Here is a 19236-nt window from a genome sequence, read left to right on the forward strand (position 1 = left end):
ACGCAAGTGTAAACGCAAAGGTTATAGTCTGAGCATGGTTGCCAGGTCGTCAATGCAAGCTAAGGTATAAAGGCACTCTTTTCATTCGCTATAAATAGCGTCGAAAACACAAGCATTGAGCGCCGGATTTGGCGAAATATGCTATGAGGTTGTTTAGGATTTTGATTCCGAACGAGTTTTTGTCATCCCGACGAAGGAGGGATCTTCGGGATAAATGAAAAACTCTACCTACCCCGAAGATCCCTCCTTCGTCGGGATGACAAAAACTCGTTCGGAATCAAAATCCTAAATAATCTCTATTATAAAAACAGTAAAAACGTGCGTTACGTTCAGGCGTTTATGGGAGCAAGCGCGAGCAATGTGGAGAGGGTAGGCGTTGGGCTTCCTCCCCGTTTTTCGACCGTGACGGCGAACGCTTCGGCCCGTGCCACGTTACGATTCATGCGTTGGACCGCAGCTGATGATGTTTCGAATACACCTGCATCAACGGGTTTGCCACCCACCATCGACCAGAGCTGATATTGCTTGTCGGCTGGTAAAGGAGGCAGTGACCCAACCTGAACAGCTACCTGATGGGTTTGGCTATTCCAGAAAACGAGCATAGTACCCTGGGGTGCTTTATCATTACCCTTCAATTCCAGCGTTCGGGTACCGGGTTGGCGGACAACGGCCAGTGCCTGATCGGCCAGTGTTTTTTGATCGCGCAACTGGCGCACCTCAGCCAGCATTTTGCTGTTATCGGTTTGAGTAGACGTCAGTCTTTTTTGGGTTGTTCGCAGCTGCGAAAGGAGGTAGAACGAAAATAAGAAAAGCAACAAACCCATTGAGGCAGCCACAATCCAGGTAACCCGGAAAGTAGGAGACGAATTAGTTGTCGACATATCAACCGGCATTGGCCGAACGATGGTTTCCTGCACCGGCTTGTCGAAGTCAAGTTGATCCATCAATTTGGCCTTCACCGATTCGGGTGGTTCAACGCTGTGCGAAAGCGCGTAATTTTCAAGGACTTCTGAAAGCTGGTCAAGTTCGAGTCGTATATCCGGATAAATAGACGATAGGCACTCGACCTCGCGTCGCTCTTGGTCGCTAACCGCACCCATGACGTAAGACTCCAAGATACCAGATGCTATGTACTCCGTAACGTTCATGATTTAAATAATTGCTTTAATTCCTGCAAGGCTGCCCTGACACGAGTTTTTACCGTTCCCAACGGCAGTTTGAGTTCTTCGGCGGCTTCTTCATGGGTATATCCCCCAAAATAGACCAGATCAATTAACTGTTTGCGTTCGGGTCTCAACTGGTTTACAACTTCCTTTATACCAATGTGGTCTGGGTTGGGCTGCTCCGTATTGTGTTGCCGGTCAACAATATGTACGTTGTCTTCGTCGGTTCGGATTGCCGCAAAGGGTTGCGTTTTTTGAGAGCGTAGCGAATCAATGGCCGTATTTCGGGAAATATTCAGCATCCAGGTAAACAAACGACCCTTACTGGCGTCGTATGCGTCCAGGTTCTTCCAGATCTTGACGAAGATGTCTTGTAAAAGGTCAGCCGCCTGCTCATCATCACGCACAATGCGAAGCACCACCCCAAAAAGGGCGGGTGAATATTGATCATAGAGCCATTGAAAAGCCTGCTGATCGCGCTGGGTAAGCTTTTCAATCAAGACGCTTTCTGAAACTAAAGAAGACTGGCGTTTCACGAGGGGGGTGTTAAGTGAGCCAAATATATACAGTTTTTTAAAAAACCAGTGTTTATGTGCCAGATTAAGGTGATAGACCCGCACCGCCGACGGTCAGCCGTTGCTGTGCGGGTCTATCGAAGATAATCGTTAGATTATTCTGGTCAACGAAAAGAATCCATACCCGATTTGGGCATCAACACACCACTTATACTATAAACGACTCCGTTGGCCTGAGGGTTATCGCTACCGTCAATGGAGGCTGTATGTCCCTGTTCATCGGTAAGCGTCATACGCCCGTTTGATTCCTGAATAGTCAAGTTAGTACCCGATAACGTTTTCAAAGTTGCTTTCCCATTACCGGCTTTTATTTGACGACTCAATTCTGCGGGCGACAGCGTGCCGCTTACCACATGATAGGATAGAAGCTGTTTAAGGGCAGCGCGGTTACTGCCTTCCAGCAAAGCACCCTGCACCGTAGTTGGAAGGGTTTTGAAAGCCGCATTTGTTGGCGCGAAGACCGTGTAAGGGCCGCTGCCTTTGAGTGTTTCCCACATATCGGCCGATTGCAGGGCGTTTTGCAGGGTTGTGTAGTTGGGCGATGACGAGACAAAATCGCCGATGCTGGTGTTTCGAACGGTACTGCCTGCTTTCACGGCTGGGGTTGGGCTGGATTTAGCCCCCTCAACAGCTGCTGCAGTTCCGGCGTTGGAATCTGCTAGCCCCGAACTACCTGATGAACTGCGGGTAGCACTGTTGTTTTGCGCGTTATTCACCGGATCGACAGGCGCAGCATTTGGGTTGCTACCTGCACCGGTTGGCGCGTTGGTTACATTGTTGCTGTTGTAATTGGTTGTGTTACTGTTGTTTATCGCTGTGCCATCGCTGGATGAACTCTGCCGATAGCGGGCGTCTTGTGGCGACGTGTTTGTGGTGGTGGCGGCACTGCCCGCTTTTTGATTAGTCATTTTTCGGTTGCGTTTCATGGCACGCTTTTGATCGCGGGAGGGTTTTGCCGGCATCGAATCCGGAGCAATGGCTCCCTGCGGATAGGTTGTTGAGGTAGCGGCTCCCGTTGGGGTTGTTTGCGCCCAGCCGGTGGTAGCGATCAGCGCTGTTCCCAACGCGAATAGGCTAATGTGTTGCTTGATTTTCATACCGTTGTCGATTAAGAGTATATCGGATATTCTTCCTGTTTTAACCGAGTTACAGGCAAAAAGTTTGGGGTCAATTTTGTGTTGTTTGCGTAAAGGCGGGTAGATTTGCTGTTGTCTCAACAAACCACAAAACCCTTTTATGCAGTCTATTCTTCCATTACCCACCCAGCCCGTTAAGCCCGGTACCAGCACCGGACAGCACTTCTGGCACGCTACCGATTCGTCGACCGGCCAACCCACCAAAACCCTCGATTCTTATTCTCCGGCCGATGGGCAACTCATTGCCCGCGTTACCCTAACGAGCCGTGCTGACTATGACCACGTTATTGAAACGGCACAGGCGGCTTTTGCGGAGTGGCGATTGGTACCTGCTCCACGTCGGGGTGAGATTGTCCGACAAATGGGCGAACAGTTTCGGCGGTATAAGCGGGAATTGGGAACGCTCGTTAGTTACGAAATGGGTAAGTCCTTGCAGGAAGGCTTAGGTGAGGTACAGGAAATTATAGACATCTGCGATTTTGCCGTTGGGCAGTCGCGGCAGCTGTATGGCCTGTCGATGCACTCGGAGCGGCCCGCCCACCGAATGCTGGAGCAATGGCATCCGCTGGGGGTGGTTGGTATTATCTCTGCGTTTAATTTTCCGGTTGCCGTCTGGTCGTGGAACGCCATGCTGGCCTGGGTGTGTGGCGATGTCTGTGTATGGAAGCCGTCCGAAAAAACACTACTTACGGCCCTGGCCTGTCAGCAAATTATTGGCGAGGTGTTGCGCAACAACGACGTACCCGAAGGGGTGTCGTGCCTGATTACGGGTGGCCGCGATACGGGCGAGTGGCTGGCGCGTGATCCGCGTGTAGCGCTTGTGTCGGCAACGGGGAGCACCCGAATGGGCAAAGCCGTTGCCGAAACAGTGGCGGGTCGGTTAGGTAAAAGCCTGCTTGAGCTGGGCGGCAACAACGCCATTATTGTCTCGGAACATGCCGACCTTGATCTGGCCATTCCGGCCATTGTTTTTGGGGCCGTTGGTACTGCCGGTCAGCGCTGCACCAGCACGCGCCGAATCATTGTGCAGGAAAGCATATACGACGACGTAAAAAGCCGATTAAAAAACGCTTACGCGCAACTGCGTATAGGGAATCCGTTAGATGAATCGTTCCATGTGGGGCCGGTTATCGACCAGGCTGCTGTACAAAGTTACGAACTGGCCATTGCCGAGATTCGGACATCGGGCGGGCAGTTTGTGGTGGAGCCGGGCCTTATTGACGGTCTGGGTTTTGAATCGGGTTGCTACGTACGGCCCTGTGTGGCCGAAGCAGAAAACCATTGGCCTGTGGTGCAGCGTGAAACCTTTGCGCCAATTCTATATCTGCTTAAATATACCACCCTCGATGATGCCATTCGCCAGCAAAATGGCGTACCTCAAGGGCTTTCGTCAGCTATTTTCACCCTGAATATGCGCGAAGCTGAGCGGTTTCTGGCAGTGGCAGGGTCTGACTGTGGTATTGCCAACGTGAATATCGGTACATCGGGTGCCGAAATAGGTGGCGCTTTCGGGGGCGAAAAAGAAACGGGCGGAGGCCGCGAATCGGGTTCCGATGCCTGGAAAGCCTACATGCGCCGACAAACGAATACCATCAACTACGGCACAACCATGCCCCTGGCGCAGGGGATTACATTTGAGTTGTAGTGGAGTCGGTGGATTAGGTGTAATGAGTGGAGTTGGTGGAGTAGGTGAAGTTAGTCACTCAACCTACTCCACTCACTCCACCAACTCCACTCATTACACCTACCCCACTCACTCCACCGACTTCACTAATTCACTGGCTTCCCTTCTCCTGTTAGTACATAGCGCATATTCATAGTTGGAAACTTACTCGCTATCTCGGCCAGCGACTCGCTGCTGAGGTAAGTTTTATTACCAATATGCCGGTAAAATTTCTCCCGGCTATATCCTAATTCTTTCGCTAATCGGTAGACCGACATCTCTTGTGCGGCCAGGGCTTCCTTGAGCCATTTTCCCTGAATATTGCTCTTTTTTTCTCGTCGTCCAGCCATGAAACAAAGGTAAAAAATATATGTATTAATTGTTGTATATAAGTATTGTTTGTAGTATATTTAATGCATGGAAAACAGCGAAAAAATAGCCAGAATGGGCCTTGATTTAGGGCGGATTATAGACGGAGAAATGCCATTTAAAGCCCATCCGTGCATTTATTATTTAATTAATGCCATGAATGATGTTGTTTTTGTTGGGCAAACAGTAGACCTACAGTCGCGGCTGTTGGAGCACAAACGTGCGGGCGTAAATTTTGTCCGATTTCGCTTCTTCGGTTGCGAAGAGCGTGACCTGGATCGGCTTGAACAAGGCGCTATTGTTCGGCTCAAACCTGCGCTGAATAAAGCGCCAAAGATGCCAAAACTCAAATCGGCATCGGGACACTTGAGTAAGCAATTGATCTGCCTCAAACACAACATCACGCCCATTGCCTTTGATCGACTACGGGAGGCATTTGGGTTACACCCAACCAGTTCATTTGGCAATGCAAAGTATTATAAGCCCGAGGATGTGGAGTTGTGGGTAAGGCGGTTCAAAGGGCTGGTTGTGTCGGGGCGGCATGTACTTCAAGTTAAGCCAACATATCTGGCAGTGGGTATCAGCAGCCGAACTAGGCAAATTCAGCTCTTTACAAAATGAATAGGAGAGGAGGTGTGTAAACATAGCTTGCTTAGTGACGAATACAGGTTTTTCGTGTCCATGTATTGAATTAAATGGTTACAAAAAGCCTGTATTCGTATGGTAACTATTCGTATTGATGAGAAAGAAACGTCTCTTTTATCGGTTTCCTTTCCAGAAGACCCAATTGGCAACGATTTGGTGGGGCAAATTCCGGGTAGACGATGGAGTCGTTCGCGCCGGTGCTGGCTGGTGCCCAACACCCGCGAAGCCGTTGTACAGGTGGGTAAACTTTTCGGGAAAGACCATTGTCGGTTCGATGAAGCTGTGGTGCGGCTCTACAAGCCCACGGCCACAGTGCCGGAAATTGAGCGGGCTACAAATCCGATGTGGCCGCCAGTTGGGAAGGGTATTGCCCCAAAAAGGGTTCGGTATGCTAAGCCCCTGCGTGAGTATGATCGGCATCCGGTTGTTGTTTCCCTTTGCGATGCCTTACAATTGCACCAATACAGCTACAAAACGCTTAAAAATTATAAACAGGCAAGTATTGCGCTAATTCGATATGCATCGCCTAGGTCTGTAGAGGAATTGACTAAACATCAATTTCAAACGTATCTGCTGTATTTGATCAGGGCGAAACGGCTCAGCAGCTCTACCATTAACGTCCATATTAACGCCTGGAAATTTTATTGCGAGAAGATTCTACAGCGCGACAAAGAGTTTTACAATATCGAGTATCCACGAACTCCGGATAAACTACCCACGGTTTACAGCGTGGCCGAAGTGAAAGCTATTTTTAGTGCGACGACCAGTTTGAAATACCGGACGTTGTTTCAATTGGTATATGCCACGGGTTTGCGTTTAAACGAAGTGGTTCATCTTCGTCTTTCAAATATTGATCGTTTCAGGCGGCTCATTATCGTTCGGGCTGGTAAGGGAAAAAAAGACCGCGTTGTCATGCTTAGTCATAAGCTCGAAGCGATACTGGATATATATCTGACGAGCTATAAACGAACAGGCGGATCACCCCAACTTTATCTTTTTGAAAATTCGGAGAATCATGAACCCATTGCGAACCGAACGATACAGATGGTTTATAGTGAGACGGTGCGTTTTGCCGGAATCCGGAAAAAAGGGGGCATCCATACATTGAGGCACAGTTTTGCCACTCATCTGCTCGAATCGGGTCTGGACATCCGGTATATTCAACAATTGTTGGGCCATACCAGTATTCTGACAACCATGCGCTACACCCATGTTTCGGCCGACAGGATCAGTACCTTTAAAAGTCCGCTGGATGATTTTTAGCGGGCTCGTCTCGGTTGTGCCATCGGAGCATTGGGCGAAGTTGGGACAGGCTAAAGAAACGACTTTTCAGGACATACCCCTGTGTATATCGTTTCATCGTACGTTTAAGCGGTATTACTTCTCCACGTGCATTGAAGCGATAGAAGGCTCCTTTTGCATCGAAGAAGTAAGTTGAGTAGCCGTCTATGTCCCAAACCCGATTGACCCCAACAACAATTTGCCTTGTCTTCATTTTCTTGTAACTACTATTTGCAATTAAGGTATATGTTTTCTTACTTGCAATGACCCGCAGCATTTAACCTGGAAATTTAGTGAGTGCGGAATTAGTGATTGCTGATTGATAGGAGTTTATAGTTCCGCAAGTTCGCGCCCATATATATGTTGGGTGGCGGGTCCAAAATGGGCGTCAAAGGCGGGTTATCTGTGACAGTGGAGCCGCCCCGACAGGCCAGCGGTTTGGTTTGTTGGTCAGCTTCCGGTTGACAGAGCGCGCTCCCTAAAAGTTTAGTTTAGGCTTAACCGTCTAACTTTCCTGCGACAGGTTGAACAACCCGCTTACATCAAGAAAATGATTAGAATCAATACTCAATTTTTTCTCAGGATTTTGCTGTGCCTATTTTTGGCATCATGTGGTGCCAGGAATGAGAAAAAAGAGTGGAACAGTAAGCAACCACAGAATGAAATAGAAAATTTTGATACGTTCTATAGACGATTTTATGCAGACAGTCTTTTTCAGGCAAACCGCGTAATTTTCCCTTTAGAAGGCTACAACCAAAATTTACATGAACTGGGTGAGGACGGGCCGAAAGAAGATACGATCCCAAAAGTTTACTACACGCAGAGGAGTGAATTAGGTTTCCTGAATCCTCCGCCCTTAAAGGACTCGATTTACGAAGATGTGTTATATAAAGTAGGTTTAAAGAAGACGGACACGCTTGTTGTAGAGAAGTTTTGGATAGATGAATCTGGTTCTATGATAGAAAAACACTTTAAGCCAATACAAGGCAAATGGCATCTGGTGTATTTTTACTACATAGACAATTGAATTGTGCATGGTTATTCACTGCGCGCAGGCAGGCTCCCGGTGACAGGCAGCACGCCCCAGAAGGACGCTTTTCAGCCCAACATGACGGGTGTGTAAAGGTGGAAGTGGCTTGTGTTCAGGCCAGTGACTCGCCCACCATCAACACCCGTGGTCGTTGGGTGAAATTATAAAAATAAAATCCTATGGTCAGTTTTCGGGCGACAGTGGAGCGACTCCTTAAGAAAATCTGGAAAAATGTTTTTGTCTTTCGGCTGACAGGCGAACCACCTCAGTTAAGAGAAATAATTGAATCTGCGTATATACCGCCGTCTGTAAAAACGCAAAAAAAGGAAAGTCTAGAGCTTTTATTTCTCAATGAACAATATGTGAAAGAAAATTATGATGATTTCATGAGCCGATATTCGGGTTTCGGTGAAGACTTATATAGTTTGCTAAGTGAACAACTGCCAGAGGTTTTCAGGAAGCTAACTTTTTATAAGGGCATCGTTTATCAAACAGAAGATAGCTATGCTGTATTTATAGGCGAACCTGCATTTGGAATACAACTTGACCCGCTAATTGAAGTAGTTGTTATTTGGGACCACTCAAGGCATGCCGAATTTAGTTCGTGGCTAAACGATGGGCATTCAGCAGTACTTGAGTATATTCAAAAAGGAGTAGATGGTGCTTGGCTTGACTGACTAACGGTTTTCGCTTCGCGTGGGTAGCTTCCCGGCGACAGGTGGCCCGCCCCGTCAGCAGGCAGGCAGCCCAACATGATGAGTGTGTAAAGGTTCAAGTACGTGTGTCTAGTTCAGTAACTCGCTCACCATCAACACTCATGGTCGTTGGGTGGCGGGTCCATGCTGTGAGTGCAAGGCGGGCTACCTGCGACAGTGGAGCAACGAGTTAGTAAAGCCGTTGCTCATAGGCGGGTTACGTGTGACAATTAAAATGCCCAGGTTAAGCAGGTTTGGACTTCCATTTCGAAGTTTTGGCTGACAAGCGAGCGACACATGCAAGGCGACTTATCAAGTCTGAGTAAAAAAACCGTAACCACTTAAACTATCTATACGGAAGTTAGTACTTCTACCCCTGTCTCGTTAGTGTTTCCGCCACTCTGGAAGCGAATTGGAGCAAGCCTAATTGACGTTTACTTTATTTTTATGTTAGCTTATGCAATGGTTAGCATCTTGCCAGAGTCCTTCGTTGACCAATTTCGCTTAATCATTTTTGGGCTAGCCGTCCTCTATGACCCCATTTGTAATTCAACTTTGGGCTACACATTTGGCACTTTCCTCTTTAAAGTTAGGGTCAGAAGTCGAGCAGATACTACCCAGAAATTGTCTTTTCCCAAAGCGCTAATCCGCTTCATAGTCAAAGCTGTATTAGGCTGGATTTCGTTTCTGACCATTCACTCTGACAGTATGCGTAGAGCAATCCATGACCGTGTTGCCGACTCAGTTGTAATCAGCAAATAAGTATTTCAAAAAAGGATTTGTGCATTGCTGTCCGCTCCGCGTGGAATAGCTTACCGGCGACAGGGCACACGTCCCAGAGGAGGGTCCGCAGCCCAACATGATGAGTGTGTAAAGGTGCAAGTGGCTCGTGTTGAGTTGAGGTATGTGCTCACCATCAACACTCATGGTCGTTGGGTGGCTCGTCCAAAATGGGCGTCAAAGGCGGGTTACCTGCGACAGTGGAGCCGCCCCGACAGGTCGTTTTGGATTCATTTGCCAGCTTCCGGTCGACAGGTTGAACGCTCCGGTTAGGCGAACTCAAGCTTCCATTTCGGCGGCTCGGCTGATAATTCAAACTAGTGACAATGATAAAGCAGACACTCATTACCATAGGTAGACTCAAACTATATCATGAGTATAGCGGTGATGGAGATGGTTTTGCCCGTGTTGGCCACCCTGACGAGAAAACCGTCTTCGGTTCTATGCAAAGCCAAATATGGTCAGCCATTGAGGGCGCTATACAAGGTGTTGAATTGATTGCAGAGGGCTTGGTCTCGAATGAGTATGCAGCAAAAACACTGCAAAAGCTACGTGAATCTTGCGATGATGAGAGTTATGAAACTTTGACGGCAAAACTGAATTAATAAAAGTTACGCTCCGCGTGGGCAGGCTACCGCTGACAAGACGCACGTTTCTATGTTTCGATTAACTTTGCTAAATGGAGACAGGCGTTTACATTCCCATTATTTCAAATTACGGCTTCAAAGCTACTTTCGGCAACGAAGCTGACAGTTTGTTCCTTCGTACAGCCTTGCAGGCCCTTATCAAATCGGATACACCTATCCAAGAAGTACATTTCGATAAAAATGCTTTCGAGGCTCTGACTATTGACAGCCGGAGTGGCATTTTTGATTTAGCCTGTACAGACGAAAACGGAAGTCAGTTCATTGTTGAAATGCAATTAGGTTTTGCACCACATTTTGTGCAACGCATGAAGTTTTATGCACTTCACAAGTTTAACACGGTCGTGGAAAGAGGAGAGTTTGATTATGCCAACCTGCCCAAAATCTATGCCATCGCCATTTTAGCGAAGAGCATTTTGCCAACGGCTCATTTTCATACCGTTGCTAATCTACGAAGCGAGACCGGTGAAATCATTGATACTCAAATGACGTTTATCACCGTAGAATTGGCTAAGTTTAACGAACAAGTAGCTGAGATAGAGACTGACTTAGAGAAATTAGTTTATACTATGAAGACGCTCCATACAACCGAACCGACTCAGTACCCTGCTTTCTGGAATGAGGAATGGCTTAAGCGGGCCATTGATGAGTTAGACACCCGGAAAATGACTCCAGAGGAAAGAGCTTACTTTGCCCGTGTGACAGCGGCCAATGCTGAAGCGGTCAAAGCAGAAAAGCAAAGAATTATAGAGGTCAAAAAAGAGACTGTAAAGAATTTATTAGCTCTTGAAATTTTAACAATTGAGCAAATCGCTAATTCTGTTGGTGTCTCTACTGATATAGTTATAGAAATCCAAAAAAGAAACGAATAGTATTCAATCTCTCCTGTGACAGCAAGCACGTCCCAAATTCAACGTTTTCAGCCCAACGTGGGCAGGGGTGTAAAGGCTCTCTTCGCTCACCATCAACACCCGTGGTCGTTGGGTGAACCGGCCAAAATGGGCGTGCAAGGCGGGTTACCGGCGACAGAGTGCTCGTGCCAACGGTTCGCTTTGGGCTCGTTAGGCGGGCTGCCGGCGACAGTGGAGCCGCCCCGACAGGCCAGTGGTTTGGCTCTTTGGCCGGTTTGGGTCGACACCAGAACCGCCCTGAGTGCGGGCTTGGACAAGTTGGGCCGCTTCCGGTCGACAAGGCAAACGCCCCGGTGGGCAGGTTGGCCAAAATCGGTTAAGTGCCGCTCCGGCGTACCGGTGGTTGAGCTACGCGCTGGTCTATACAAATCGGTTCCGTGCGTGGTTGTCCGCTCCGCGTGGGTTGACTTCCTGGTGACAGGGAGCACGCCCCGAAGGTGAGTTTGCAGCCCAACATAACGGGTGTGTAAAGGTGCAAGTGACTCGTGTTCAGGTGAGTGACTCGCCCACCATCAACACCCGTGTGGTACTGTCTTCCAATCCAAGAAAAACGCTGGTAATATTTCAAGAGTCCACTAACTCGCCTATATTTACTTCCTTAAGCACGGCCCCCTGGGGTTGATGCCGGGTAGCCTCTTGAGTTGGGGCTACTTTTTTTTGAGTCACGGGCTCGTAAGTCGGATCATAGGGCTCGTCCTTTTTCCACAAAGCGAAGATCAACGTGAGCAGTTTGCGCTGCACGGCTACATAGCCTTTCATCTTGATATTAGTCTGTTTAAAGACCTGTTCATAGAGGTCAATGAAGGGTCTTTGCTCAAAGGTCACCATCATCAAAGCCGGCATGTGTAACGCCCGTCGAATGCGAGTGTTGCCCCGTTTACTAATGCGGGTCTTGCCTACCCGTTTGCCACCGCACGGGCGGCCCCGTTTGATTTTCTACCACGTCATAGCCTGCAAAGCTCACCAGTTGCCGTTGATTCTCGAAGAGAGCGAACTCGTTGGTCTCGGTGATCAGATTGGCTACGGTCAGTTCGCCCACGCCCTTGATGCGGCAGATCTGCTCGGTTTTTCGTTTCCATTCGGCATTCTCCTTGATAGCTTTGTGGATAAGTTTGAGACATTGGGCCAGTTGTTTATCCAACTCAGCGATGAGCGTTTTCAACTGCACTTTAACCGTCAGCGAGTGATACATGCCTACTTCAAGGGACATCAGTTGATTATTTACCTGCGTTTTAAAGGTTTGTAGATCAGTATATTGACGGGTTAGCTGATGTAGGATATACATGGCTTCGCTAATGGGTCTCCAGGCTTCCAGGGCCTGCTGACAAACCATCATAGCCAGTGCCTGAGCATCAACCCCATCGGTCTTTGTTTTGATGCCCAGGGCTTTGATGTAGTACTTGGCTTTCTGGGGTAAGACTACGCAAACATGCACCTGCTGGCGGTGTAGAGCCAGAGCCAATTACTCGTAGTAGACCCCTGTGGCTTCCATCAAATAATGGACAAGTATACCCGGCTCTTTACAATGATGGTCGCTCCACTGGAGGAAATCAAGAATGCCGGTTGGAGTATTTTTGAAGGCTCGGGTCGCCTTTACTTTAACGCGTTGAGTAGGATCGATAGCACTGACGCAGGCATGAAATTCATCCTTACCCATGTCAATACCAACACCATATTTGAGCGGTTTTAGGTTCGCTTCCATAGTGAAATAGGTTGGGGGAAACACTTGTTTAGGTCATTAACTTTCCCGACTTTGCACATAATGCTGGATCGAGGCTATGCCTCGTCCTTGGGTACTGTTCATTCTACCGGAAAGGGTGGTGAGTAGGGCCAAGCCACACGATGTATGTCGTCTTTATAGCGACGCATTTGCGTTGGGTTCAAGCTTTTTCTACTCACCAATGACTGGGCTACAAATTGCATTATTTTAAGCGAATAACCTTGGATCCAAAGATATGGGCGTTGGGTGGCGGGTCCAAATTGGGCGCGCAAGGCGGGTTACCGGCGGTATGTGGCAAGCCCCGACAGATAAGGCCCTGAATGATACAGTAATACAAAATGCGTGGTACGTATTTTGTGTTGAAAGTGCGGTACTAGGAGAGTTAGCGGTAATTAACAGACCATGCCTTCCACAGAAAGATTATGATAGAGTTGAGCAACTTCATAAAATCACAAATCAATATTTCTAACGACGATTTGCAAACTATCCTCTCAAATTTTCAAGAACGGACTATTGACAAAGACAAGTTTGTTATAAAAAAAGGGCAAATTGTAACATCGTATTATTTTATCAAATCAGGCGGACTTCGCATTTACTTTGACAAAGACGACAGACAAATAACAGGTTGGTTGGCTTTTCAAAATGATTTTTTCACTGAACTCAATAGCCTTAAATCAGGACAACCAACACAATTTAATATTCATGCAATTGAAAGTTCAACTTTGCTAACGATTGACAAGTCTCAAATGGAACTACTCTATAGACAATTTCCTTTGTGGCAACAATTTGGCAGACAAATTTGGGAAAACGCTTTCCTTAAAGTCATAAATGGGATATTGAGCTATCAAACTATGACAGCCGAAGAGCGTTATTTGGGTATGATGAAACAATCAGACCTTTTACAAAAAGTCCCACTAAAACAACTTGCATCTTACTTGGGTATTACGCAAACCTCATTAAGTAGAATTAGAAAAAACATCAAGTAGCATATTAATTGCCATTTGGCAATTTTGTCAAAGCATTTTATTTTGAAGTTTGTATCATAAAACAATAAAGAGATGCAAGCTTCAAAGAACAAAAACATTAAAATACTCATCCTATTTTCAATAGGCACTTTAATAATCGGGTTACTGACGGCTTATATTAGTTTTGCGTTATTCCCATTGGAGAGAACTTATCATCTACCTAAAATATATCCACAACTTTGGGTATTTTGGCTAGTGTGGGTAATTTTATATCCAACAATGGGCTTGGCAGCAGGACACATTTGGGTGAAAAGAAAAGAGTTTGACGTTAGGGGGGCTATAATTTTTTATATATCTATTCTCTTGACAAATTTTCTGTTTCTACCAATTGCAAACGTTTCAAATGGCAATCCAGCAATCATGACGTTTATGGATATTAACGGAGTGTTGACCTCACTACTTTTGGGATGGATATTTTCAAGGTATTCAAAAGCTGCCTTTTACTATTTGTTGCCCTTGATATTATGGATGCCCATAACTGCAATTTTCAAAATAGCATTGTGGGTAAACAACCCCATCCATTTTTGACTGACAATAACTACTAAAATGGGGTTTGCTACAAGTGTGGATTGACGTTTGGAGCTTTGTCAGCAGTTCGCCCCATTCGTCGGTTACGGTAAGTGCGTTGTGTGGGCTCCGCATTGGCATGTTTTCGAGCGACAGGTTGCTCGCCCCCGAAGGAGCGTTTTTAGACCAACTTACAAAGGGTGTAAAGGTAGAAGTGACCTTGTAAACGTGAGCTAAATTGCACATCATCAGCCTTTTGGAGCATTGGGTGGAAATGCAACAAGTGCTTGCTTGGTAGGTTTCGGTTGACAGGTTGAACGTTTTGGTAAGTCGAGTTTAGTGCTTGCATTTGCTGCTTCTGTGTGACAAAGGGAGCGCCCCGACAGGCTAAGGTTATATTTACACTACGGGGTTGCGACTGACAAGCCGAACGCCCTTTGGAGAAATACTCAATAAGGATTTAAATCATAAAACTTAGTCTGCTATGACAAATCGAAAAGAACTTTCTTTGTTACTTGGCATCGTCGCCGGTTTCGTCTTTTTACTTTCTTTTTTTGTTGGTTTGGGCGTACCGACTGATTCTTTGTTGGTGGTAGGAGGCTTTTTCAGCATCGTCGCCATTGCAATTTCTCTACTGTTATTTCCGAAAAAGAAGCCAACACAGTAACAGCCTGATATGATTTTGTTTCGCTCCGCCTGGGGGTAGCTTTCCGTCGACAGCTTGATCGACCCATAATGAAAGCGTTCAGCCCAACCACCACCGTGTTTTTGGGAAAAAATTCCCAACAGGCTGTAAGTTTACGGCCTTTGATTATCAGTGTATTATAGAATTACAACACATCCGGCCATGTGTGTAAAGACTCCTGCGTCACCATCAATACTCAGCGGTGTTGAGTGTATGTTTACAAAGTTATCGGATTTCGGATCTTGTGGGATGAAGTGAATGACCTGTTTTATAAGATTGAGTTTTCATTTTTAGTTTTCGGCCGATAGGCAAAACACCCCCGTTGACCAGGTAGAGTTATTGGTGTATTTTTGTATATCAGGCAGGTGGATTTTACCATAAATAAAAATGAAAAATGTCAATCTATTGAAGCAGGTCGATTTTATAAAGGAAATTGATGAGCTCAAATATATACAGCGTAAAACCAGGTTATTTAACAGTGACAGGCATGAAAATGATGCTGAACACAGCTGGCATTTAGCTATGATGACAATTGTTTTAGCAGAGCATTCAAATGTTCCAGTCGATGTACTAAAAGTACTGAAAATGGTCTTGATCCATGATATTGTGGAGATTGATGCGGGTGATACATTTATCTATGACACGCAAAAAAATCACACGAATACTCGTGAAGAACTAATTGCCGCAAAACGAATATTTGGGCTGTTACCACAAGAGCAAGCTGATGAGTTTATTGCAGTTTGGGAAGAGTTTGAGGAATGTTCAACCAATGAAGCGAAATTTGCCAGAGCAATGGATAGGTTTGAACCGCTACTACAAAATACGTCAAATGATGGTGGGACCTGGGTAGAATTTGATGTAAACTACCAAAAGGTTTATGACAAGAAAAAAGCTATTAAAAATGGGTCAACTATAGTTTGGGATTACGCAGAGGGCCTAATCAATGAAAGTGTTGATCGTGGAATACTAAAAAAGTAATGTAAAGTACAGCAACTTTCTGGAGCGGTATACCTATCCTCCAAGAAGCATTTTCAGCTCAACATAGAGAGGGAAAATTGCTGTAGTATTAAATTAAAAAATAAGATGATGCTGGCAAAATACCTCTGGATAACAGGTTCAGTATTTATTTTCCTATTAGGAATTACTCACTTGTATTATACATTTTTTACCGACGTATTTTCGTCAAAAAATGCAAGGATGATTGAAGAAATGAAAGTTTCATCGCCCATTTCAACCCAGAAAATAACCATGTGGAAAGCGTGGATTGGTTTTAATGGCAGTCATAGCAGTGGGGCAATTTTTATCGGCGTTATTAATGTCTATCTAGCCCTTCAGTATTTTAGAATTTTACAATCCGATCATTTCTTTTTTCTTTTTAATATTCTTACAATTGGCTTTTACATTTGGCTGGCAGAAAAATATTGGTTCAATATCCCCTTCATAGGGTTATCAATCACGTTAGCTTGTTTTCTTATTTCCTATAGCCTCACCTTACTGAATATATGATCTAGTGCGCTATTACTTTTCTTTGTGTGGGGCGGCCTTCCGATAACAGCGAGCACGTTCAGAAATATAGTTTTCAACGCAATTAAATAAGGCATCAATCGAAATCCTCCACCCATATGATTTACTTAACTCAGTTAATCTTCATTAAGGAAGGTCAGGAAGAAGTGTTCAATCAGTTCGAAGAGGTTGCCATTCCATTGATCGGGAAGTATAACGGACAACTTTTACTACGAATACGACCAACTGATGATGCATATATTGAGCAACGTATGGAAAAACCTTATGAAATACATTTTGTGCGATTTGACTCGGAGCAGGACCTGGCAGCTTTCCAGCAAGACGAAAGTTGGAAGCAGTTTTTACACCTGAAAGAGCAATCGGTAAGAACAGCTATCCTGATTCAAGGAGTAAAACTGTAGGTTGTACCTAACTGGCTTTAGGCTACTAATCCGTATCTGCTAAATGTGCTTAACCGGCTGTGGGCAGATCAATAATGAATTCAGAAAATTCACCAACCTGGCTCTTTGCCGTTAGCCGGCCACCATGTCCCTTCGTGATAATATCATAACTTAACGACAAGCCAAGGCCTGTACCCTGACCGGCAGGCTTCGTTGTAAAGAAGGGTTGGAATATTTTGGCCAATACGGGCTGAGCAATGCCCGTACCATTATCGACGACGCGAATTTCGACCCGCCCATTCTGTTGTTTAGTGCTAATGTGTACAGTTGGGTGGTACCCATCCAGACCAGCATGCCGTTTTGCCCCGACTGCATAAAAAGCGTTGTTAAACAGATTCAACAGCACCCGTCCCAACTCCTGCGGAACAACGTCGACCTTGTTCAGGTCATCAGCATAGTCAGTAACGAGATCAGCATAGAAATCTTTGTCTTTTACGCGTTGGCCGCTATAAGCCAGCCGCAGATACTCCGCTGTAAGGGCATTAACATCGGTGGGCTGTTTACGGCCCGTACCCGTTCGGGAGTGTTCGAGCATACTTTTGACGATGTTCGATGCCCGCCCGCCGTGATAATTTATCTTTATTAAATTCCCCGAAAGATCGCCCAGTATCTCTTCTTCAAGCACTTCATCACGTTGCTCCTTTTTTCGTTCTGCCCGAATATCTTCCAGAAGTTCTGCCGACACCTCCGAGAAGTTATTCACAAAGTTTAGTGGGTTTTGGATCTCGTGAGCAATGCCGGCTGTCAACTCGCCCAGGGAAGCCATTTTCTCCGACTGAATAAGCTGGGTCTGGGTGGATTGAAGCTTGGCGAGCGTTTGCTCAAGTGTTTTCTTCTGTTGCTCAAGCAAGGCGTTCGCTTTTTGTTTTGTGCGATAAGCGTATAAACTTATGGCAGCAACGAGTAACATCAGGCCCATACCGGCCACTAGTGCCCATTGACGGGTTTGGGCCAGTGCATTTTGTTTTTGTTGTTCGGCATCTGCTGCCTGTTGTTTTTTAGTGAACGCATAATTCATGGACAACTCCGTGGCTTTACGAACATTCTCTTTGCCCCGTACTGAATCTGTAATAGCCGCCGATTTTTTATACGTATCCAACGCTCGGCGGTAGTTGCCGGTTTTCTCGTAGCAGGCAGACAACTCCGCGTAGATCTCTCCCGTTTGTGAATCATAAATATCGGCCTCTTTAAGCACGTCGAAACTGCGCTCGTAATAAGGGATCGCGGCTGGGTAACGGGCCTGCTGGTTCAGGATTGTCCCCATGGCCGCGTAGGTCTGGTGAATGTTCAGCGGTTGCCTGGTGGCATCGGCGAGTGCCATCGCCTGCCGGTTCAGTTTTTCGGCTTCGGCAAACTTTTTCTGTCGGGCCAGGTTCGTGGCGGCTTTCGATAAACTGGTTGCCTGAATGGCCTGATCACCTGTTTCTTTCCCCAGTGCTGCTGCTTTAAGAGCAACTTCATACGCCTTTTCAGGAGCTTTCATTTCACTGTACACATCCACCAGATTGGTATAAGCATATAACTCCACATTCTTTATACCTTCCTGATTGGACAGCTTGATAGCCCGTAAGTATCGTTGCTCGGCTCCTTTCCAGTCACCCATCAGCTTATACGTATTGGCCATATTGACCAGACAATAGGCTTGTGTATTAACATCTTTGGTGGATTCGGCCCGAGTCAAAGCCTTTTGTTGATATCGAAGTGCCTGTGGTCGATTCGACTGCATATCGTAGGAAATGCCGATGTTTAAATAAATCGAGCCTAAATCAGACTTGTTGGCAGAATGCTCGGCCAACACCATACCCTTCTCAAAGAATATAATAGAGCTGTCGTACTTGCTCTGCATGCCATACATAGCACCATAGGTATTATACACTTTTATTAAACGAGCCGTATCGTTTAAGGCGATGTAGGTTGCTTCGGCTGCTTTAAGGTTCGCTTTGGCTGCGGCATAATTCCCCTTCACGCTGTAGTTAAACGCTAATCGTATTCGGGCAATACCTTCCCCCTGTGGGTACTTGATTCGCTGGGCATCAGCAATTGTTTTGATGCTCAGGCTTATAGCTGAATCAATATTTATCTGACTCAATAGATTAATCTTGGCATTGATTCGATTAATCCGTCCGGTATCTGTTGTGGCCTGACGAATAAGACGATCCAGACTGTCTAGTTTTAAACTTTGTCCCTGAAGCGTAGCTAGATTGAAGAGGATAATTACAACGGTAGTCAGATATTTCATGCTGGATAAGAACCTTAAAAAATATGCATACACTCCTTCCTGCCAATTAAATGTCAATATACATTAACGTATTAATTTCCAGAGTTATAACATGGATTTTATAGGCAATGACTTAATCAACGACCGAACATAAAATTACGGTAATCAAATTTGTCCATGAATGAACTGATTGTCAGTTCCTGATTAGTTAGACTAGCCGTAATC

The 19236-nt window shown here is 46.0% G+C and carries 25 protein-coding genes and 1 pseudogene; 15 read left to right on the top strand and 11 right to left on the bottom strand.

Features of this window, described 5'->3' with window-relative positions:
* Nucleotides 1-329: 329 nt before the first annotated feature.
* The 3 genes from CWM47_RS17855 to CWM47_RS17865 form a co-directional block, all read right to left on the bottom strand.
* Complete coding sequence (locus CWM47_RS17855; protein ID WP_100989596.1) at nucleotides 330-1148, bottom strand: anti-sigma factor; 819 nt, start codon at nucleotides 1146-1148, stop codon at nucleotides 330-332.
* Entirely contained in the window at nucleotides 1145-1699 is a 555-nt protein-coding gene (locus CWM47_RS17860) for an RNA polymerase sigma factor (RefSeq protein ID WP_100993925.1), read from the bottom strand. The genes CWM47_RS17855 and CWM47_RS17860 overlap by 4 nt, the downstream gene beginning before the upstream one ends.
* 143 nt (nucleotides 1700-1842) lie before the next feature.
* A complete protein-coding gene (locus tag CWM47_RS17865; protein ID WP_100989597.1) occupies nucleotides 1843-2835 on the bottom strand; it encodes a fasciclin domain-containing protein in 993 nt (330 codons plus the stop codon).
* A 139-nt stretch (nucleotides 2836-2974) separates the two neighbouring features.
* Between CWM47_RS17865 and amaB the strand changes: the two genes are divergently transcribed.
* The gene (gene amaB / locus CWM47_RS17870) at nucleotides 2975-4519 is read left to right on the top strand and encodes an L-piperidine-6-carboxylate dehydrogenase (protein WP_100989598.1); all 1545 of its coding nucleotides are present in this window, start codon (nucleotides 2975-2977) and stop codon (nucleotides 4517-4519) included.
* Between the two features lie 125 nt (nucleotides 4520-4644).
* Here amaB and CWM47_RS17875 read toward each other — a convergent pair whose 3' ends face one another.
* A complete protein-coding gene (locus CWM47_RS17875; protein ID WP_100989599.1) occupies nucleotides 4645-4887 on the bottom strand; it encodes a helix-turn-helix domain-containing protein in 243 nt (80 codons plus the stop codon).
* Between the two features lie 67 nt (nucleotides 4888-4954).
* Between CWM47_RS17875 and CWM47_RS17880 the strand changes: the two genes are divergently transcribed.
* Nucleotides 4955-5527, top strand: a complete 573-nt coding sequence (locus CWM47_RS17880; RefSeq protein WP_100989600.1) for a GIY-YIG nuclease family protein — start codon at nucleotides 4955-4957, stop codon at nucleotides 5525-5527.
* Nucleotides 5528-5626: 99 nt separating this feature from the next.
* On the top strand, nucleotides 5627-6814 hold the full coding sequence (locus tag CWM47_RS17885) for a tyrosine-type recombinase/integrase (protein ID WP_100989601.1): 1188 nt from the start codon (nucleotides 5627-5629) through the stop codon (nucleotides 6812-6814).
* Here the strand turns inward: CWM47_RS17885 and CWM47_RS17890 are convergent.
* Nucleotides 6789-7046, bottom strand: coding sequence for a hypothetical protein (locus tag CWM47_RS17890; RefSeq protein WP_100993926.1), 258 nt, complete (start codon nucleotides 7044-7046; stop codon nucleotides 6789-6791). The two genes, CWM47_RS17885 and CWM47_RS17890, sit on opposite strands and share 26 nt — an antisense overlap.
* A 336-nt stretch (nucleotides 7047-7382) precedes the next feature.
* Here CWM47_RS17890 and CWM47_RS17895 point away from each other — a divergent pair, with 336 nt between their 5' ends.
* The 6 genes from CWM47_RS17895 (at nucleotide 7383) to CWM47_RS17915 (ending at nucleotide 10853) form a co-directional block, all read left to right on the top strand.
* A complete protein-coding gene (locus CWM47_RS17895) occupies nucleotides 7383-7859 on the top strand; it encodes a hypothetical protein (RefSeq protein WP_100989602.1) in 477 nt (158 codons plus the stop codon).
* Between the two features lie 182 nt (nucleotides 7860-8041).
* Nucleotides 8042-8539, top strand: coding sequence for a hypothetical protein (locus CWM47_RS17900; protein WP_100989603.1), 498 nt, complete (start codon nucleotides 8042-8044; stop codon nucleotides 8537-8539).
* 405 nt (nucleotides 8540-8944) lie between these two features.
* Nucleotides 8945-9319, top strand: coding sequence for an RDD family protein (locus tag CWM47_RS40285; protein WP_157815991.1), 375 nt, complete (start codon nucleotides 8945-8947; stop codon nucleotides 9317-9319).
* Between the two features lie 24 nt (nucleotides 9320-9343).
* Nucleotides 9344-9610, top strand: coding sequence for a hypothetical protein (locus CWM47_RS38790; RefSeq protein ID WP_170069435.1), 267 nt, complete (start codon nucleotides 9344-9346; stop codon nucleotides 9608-9610).
* Nucleotides 9611-9663: 53 nt separating this feature from the next.
* Nucleotides 9664-9942, top strand: coding sequence for a hypothetical protein (locus CWM47_RS17910; protein ID WP_100989605.1), 279 nt, complete (start codon nucleotides 9664-9666; stop codon nucleotides 9940-9942).
* Nucleotides 9943-10016: 74 nt separating this feature from the next.
* Nucleotides 10017-10853: an Rpn family recombination-promoting nuclease/putative transposase gene (locus tag CWM47_RS17915; protein ID WP_100989606.1), complete on the top strand. Its 837-nt coding sequence runs from the start codon at nucleotides 10017-10019 to the stop codon at nucleotides 10851-10853.
* Between the two features lie 92 nt (nucleotides 10854-10945).
* Here CWM47_RS17915 and CWM47_RS38180 read toward each other — a convergent pair whose 3' ends face one another.
* The 5 genes and pseudogenes from CWM47_RS38180 to CWM47_RS17930 form a co-directional block, all read right to left on the bottom strand.
* Nucleotides 10946-11320, bottom strand: a complete 375-nt coding sequence (locus CWM47_RS38180) for a hypothetical protein (protein ID WP_157815993.1) — start codon at nucleotides 11318-11320, stop codon at nucleotides 10946-10948.
* A gap of 136 nt (nucleotides 11321-11456) precedes the next feature.
* Complete coding sequence (locus CWM47_RS17920) at nucleotides 11457-11723, bottom strand: hypothetical protein (RefSeq protein WP_240625943.1); 267 nt, start codon at nucleotides 11721-11723, stop codon at nucleotides 11457-11459.
* A 6-nt stretch (nucleotides 11724-11729) separates the two neighbouring features.
* Nucleotides 11730-11777 (bottom strand): annotated as a pseudogene (locus CWM47_RS40290) (hypothetical protein); the annotation flags it as partial.
* Nucleotides 11773-12354: an IS110 family transposase gene (locus tag CWM47_RS17925; RefSeq protein WP_100989608.1), complete on the bottom strand. Its 582-nt coding sequence runs from the start codon at nucleotides 12352-12354 to the stop codon at nucleotides 11773-11775. The gene CWM47_RS17925 and the pseudogene CWM47_RS40290, both read right to left, overlap by 5 nt.
* On the bottom strand, nucleotides 12355-12594 hold the full coding sequence (locus CWM47_RS17930; RefSeq protein ID WP_100989609.1) for a transposase: 240 nt from the start codon (nucleotides 12592-12594) through the stop codon (nucleotides 12355-12357).
* A gap of 494 nt (nucleotides 12595-13088) precedes the next feature.
* On the opposite strand from CWM47_RS17930, the gene CWM47_RS17935 reads away from it, so the two are divergent.
* The 6 genes from CWM47_RS17935 to CWM47_RS17960 all read left to right on the top strand — a co-directional run bounded on the left by CWM47_RS17935 (nucleotide 13089) and on the right by CWM47_RS17960 (nucleotide 16754).
* Complete coding sequence (locus CWM47_RS17935; protein WP_206170663.1) at nucleotides 13089-13598, top strand: Crp/Fnr family transcriptional regulator; 510 nt, start codon at nucleotides 13089-13091, stop codon at nucleotides 13596-13598.
* Between the two features lie 72 nt (nucleotides 13599-13670).
* A complete protein-coding gene (locus CWM47_RS17940) occupies nucleotides 13671-14165 on the top strand; it encodes a tryptophan-rich sensory protein (RefSeq protein ID WP_100989611.1) in 495 nt (164 codons plus the stop codon).
* A 463-nt stretch (nucleotides 14166-14628) separates the two neighbouring features.
* Nucleotides 14629-14811, top strand: a complete 183-nt coding sequence (locus tag CWM47_RS38185; RefSeq protein WP_157815994.1) for a hypothetical protein — start codon at nucleotides 14629-14631, stop codon at nucleotides 14809-14811.
* Between the two features lie 405 nt (nucleotides 14812-15216).
* Entirely contained in the window at nucleotides 15217-15807 is a 591-nt protein-coding gene (locus CWM47_RS17950) for an HD domain-containing protein (RefSeq protein WP_100989613.1), read from the top strand.
* A gap of 105 nt (nucleotides 15808-15912) precedes the next feature.
* Entirely contained in the window at nucleotides 15913-16335 is a 423-nt protein-coding gene (locus tag CWM47_RS17955) for an LIC_13387 family protein (protein ID WP_100989614.1), read from the top strand.
* A gap of 116 nt (nucleotides 16336-16451) precedes the next feature.
* A complete protein-coding gene (locus CWM47_RS17960; protein WP_100989615.1) occupies nucleotides 16452-16754 on the top strand; it encodes a DUF1330 domain-containing protein in 303 nt (100 codons plus the stop codon).
* 49 nt (nucleotides 16755-16803) lie between these two features.
* Here the strand turns inward: CWM47_RS17960 and CWM47_RS17965 are convergent, their stop codons facing one another.
* Nucleotides 16804-19032 carry a tetratricopeptide repeat protein gene (locus tag CWM47_RS17965; RefSeq protein WP_100989616.1) on the bottom strand — a complete coding sequence of 743 codons (2229 nt, stop codon included), beginning with the start codon at nucleotides 19030-19032 and terminating at the stop codon, nucleotides 16804-16806.
* Between the last annotated feature and the right edge of the window lie 204 nt (nucleotides 19033-19236).

It is taken from the genome of Spirosoma pollinicola (assembly GCF_002831565.1).
GTDB lineage: Bacteria > Bacteroidota > Bacteroidia > Cytophagales > Spirosomataceae > Spirosoma > Spirosoma pollinicola.

Excerpts from the sequence above, each read along its gene's own strand:
- CWM47_RS17950 (WP_100989613.1), top strand. The coding sequence starts at position 15,217 with ATGAAAAATGTCAATCTATTGAAGCAGGTCGATTTTATAAAGGAAATT.
- CWM47_RS17910 (WP_100989605.1), top strand. The coding sequence starts at position 9,664 with ATGATAAAGCAGACACTCATTACCATAGGTAGACTCAAACTATATCAT.
- CWM47_RS17930 (WP_100989609.1), bottom strand. The coding sequence starts at position 12,594 with ATGGAAGCGAACCTAAAACCGCTCAAATATGGTGTTGGTATTGACATG.
- CWM47_RS17875 (WP_100989599.1), bottom strand. The coding sequence starts at position 4,887 with ATGGCTGGACGACGAGAAAAAAAGAGCAATATTCAGGGAAAATGGCTC.
- CWM47_RS17855 (WP_100989596.1), bottom strand. The coding sequence starts at position 1,148 with ATGAACGTTACGGAGTACATAGCATCTGGTATCTTGGAGTCTTACGTC.
- CWM47_RS17960 (WP_100989615.1), top strand. The coding sequence starts at position 16,452 with ATGATTTACTTAACTCAGTTAATCTTCATTAAGGAAGGTCAGGAAGAA.
- CWM47_RS17940 (WP_100989611.1), top strand. The coding sequence starts at position 13,671 with ATGCAAGCTTCAAAGAACAAAAACATTAAAATACTCATCCTATTTTCA.
- amaB (WP_100989598.1), top strand. The coding sequence starts at position 2,975 with ATGCAGTCTATTCTTCCATTACCCACCCAGCCCGTTAAGCCCGGTACC.
- CWM47_RS38185 (WP_157815994.1), top strand. The coding sequence starts at position 14,629 with ATGACAAATCGAAAAGAACTTTCTTTGTTACTTGGCATCGTCGCCGGT.
- CWM47_RS17955 (WP_100989614.1), top strand. The coding sequence starts at position 15,913 with ATGATGCTGGCAAAATACCTCTGGATAACAGGTTCAGTATTTATTTTC.
- CWM47_RS17895 (WP_100989602.1), top strand. The coding sequence starts at position 7,383 with ATGATTAGAATCAATACTCAATTTTTTCTCAGGATTTTGCTGTGCCTA.
- CWM47_RS17920 (WP_240625943.1), bottom strand. The coding sequence starts at position 11,723 with ATGATGGTGACCTTTGAGCAAAGACCCTTCATTGACCTCTATGAACAG.
- CWM47_RS17885 (WP_100989601.1), top strand. The coding sequence starts at position 5,627 with ATGGTAACTATTCGTATTGATGAGAAAGAAACGTCTCTTTTATCGGTT.
- CWM47_RS17965 (WP_100989616.1), bottom strand. The coding sequence starts at position 19,032 with ATGAAATATCTGACTACCGTTGTAATTATCCTCTTCAATCTAGCTACG.
- CWM47_RS17880 (WP_100989600.1), top strand. The coding sequence starts at position 4,955 with ATGGAAAACAGCGAAAAAATAGCCAGAATGGGCCTTGATTTAGGGCGG.
- CWM47_RS17900 (WP_100989603.1), top strand. The coding sequence starts at position 8,042 with ATGGTCAGTTTTCGGGCGACAGTGGAGCGACTCCTTAAGAAAATCTGG.
- CWM47_RS17865 (WP_100989597.1), bottom strand. The coding sequence starts at position 2,835 with ATGAAAATCAAGCAACACATTAGCCTATTCGCGTTGGGAACAGCGCTG.
- CWM47_RS17915 (WP_100989606.1), top strand. The coding sequence starts at position 10,017 with ATGGAGACAGGCGTTTACATTCCCATTATTTCAAATTACGGCTTCAAA.
- CWM47_RS17890 (WP_100993926.1), bottom strand. The coding sequence starts at position 7,046 with ATGAAGACAAGGCAAATTGTTGTTGGGGTCAATCGGGTTTGGGACATA.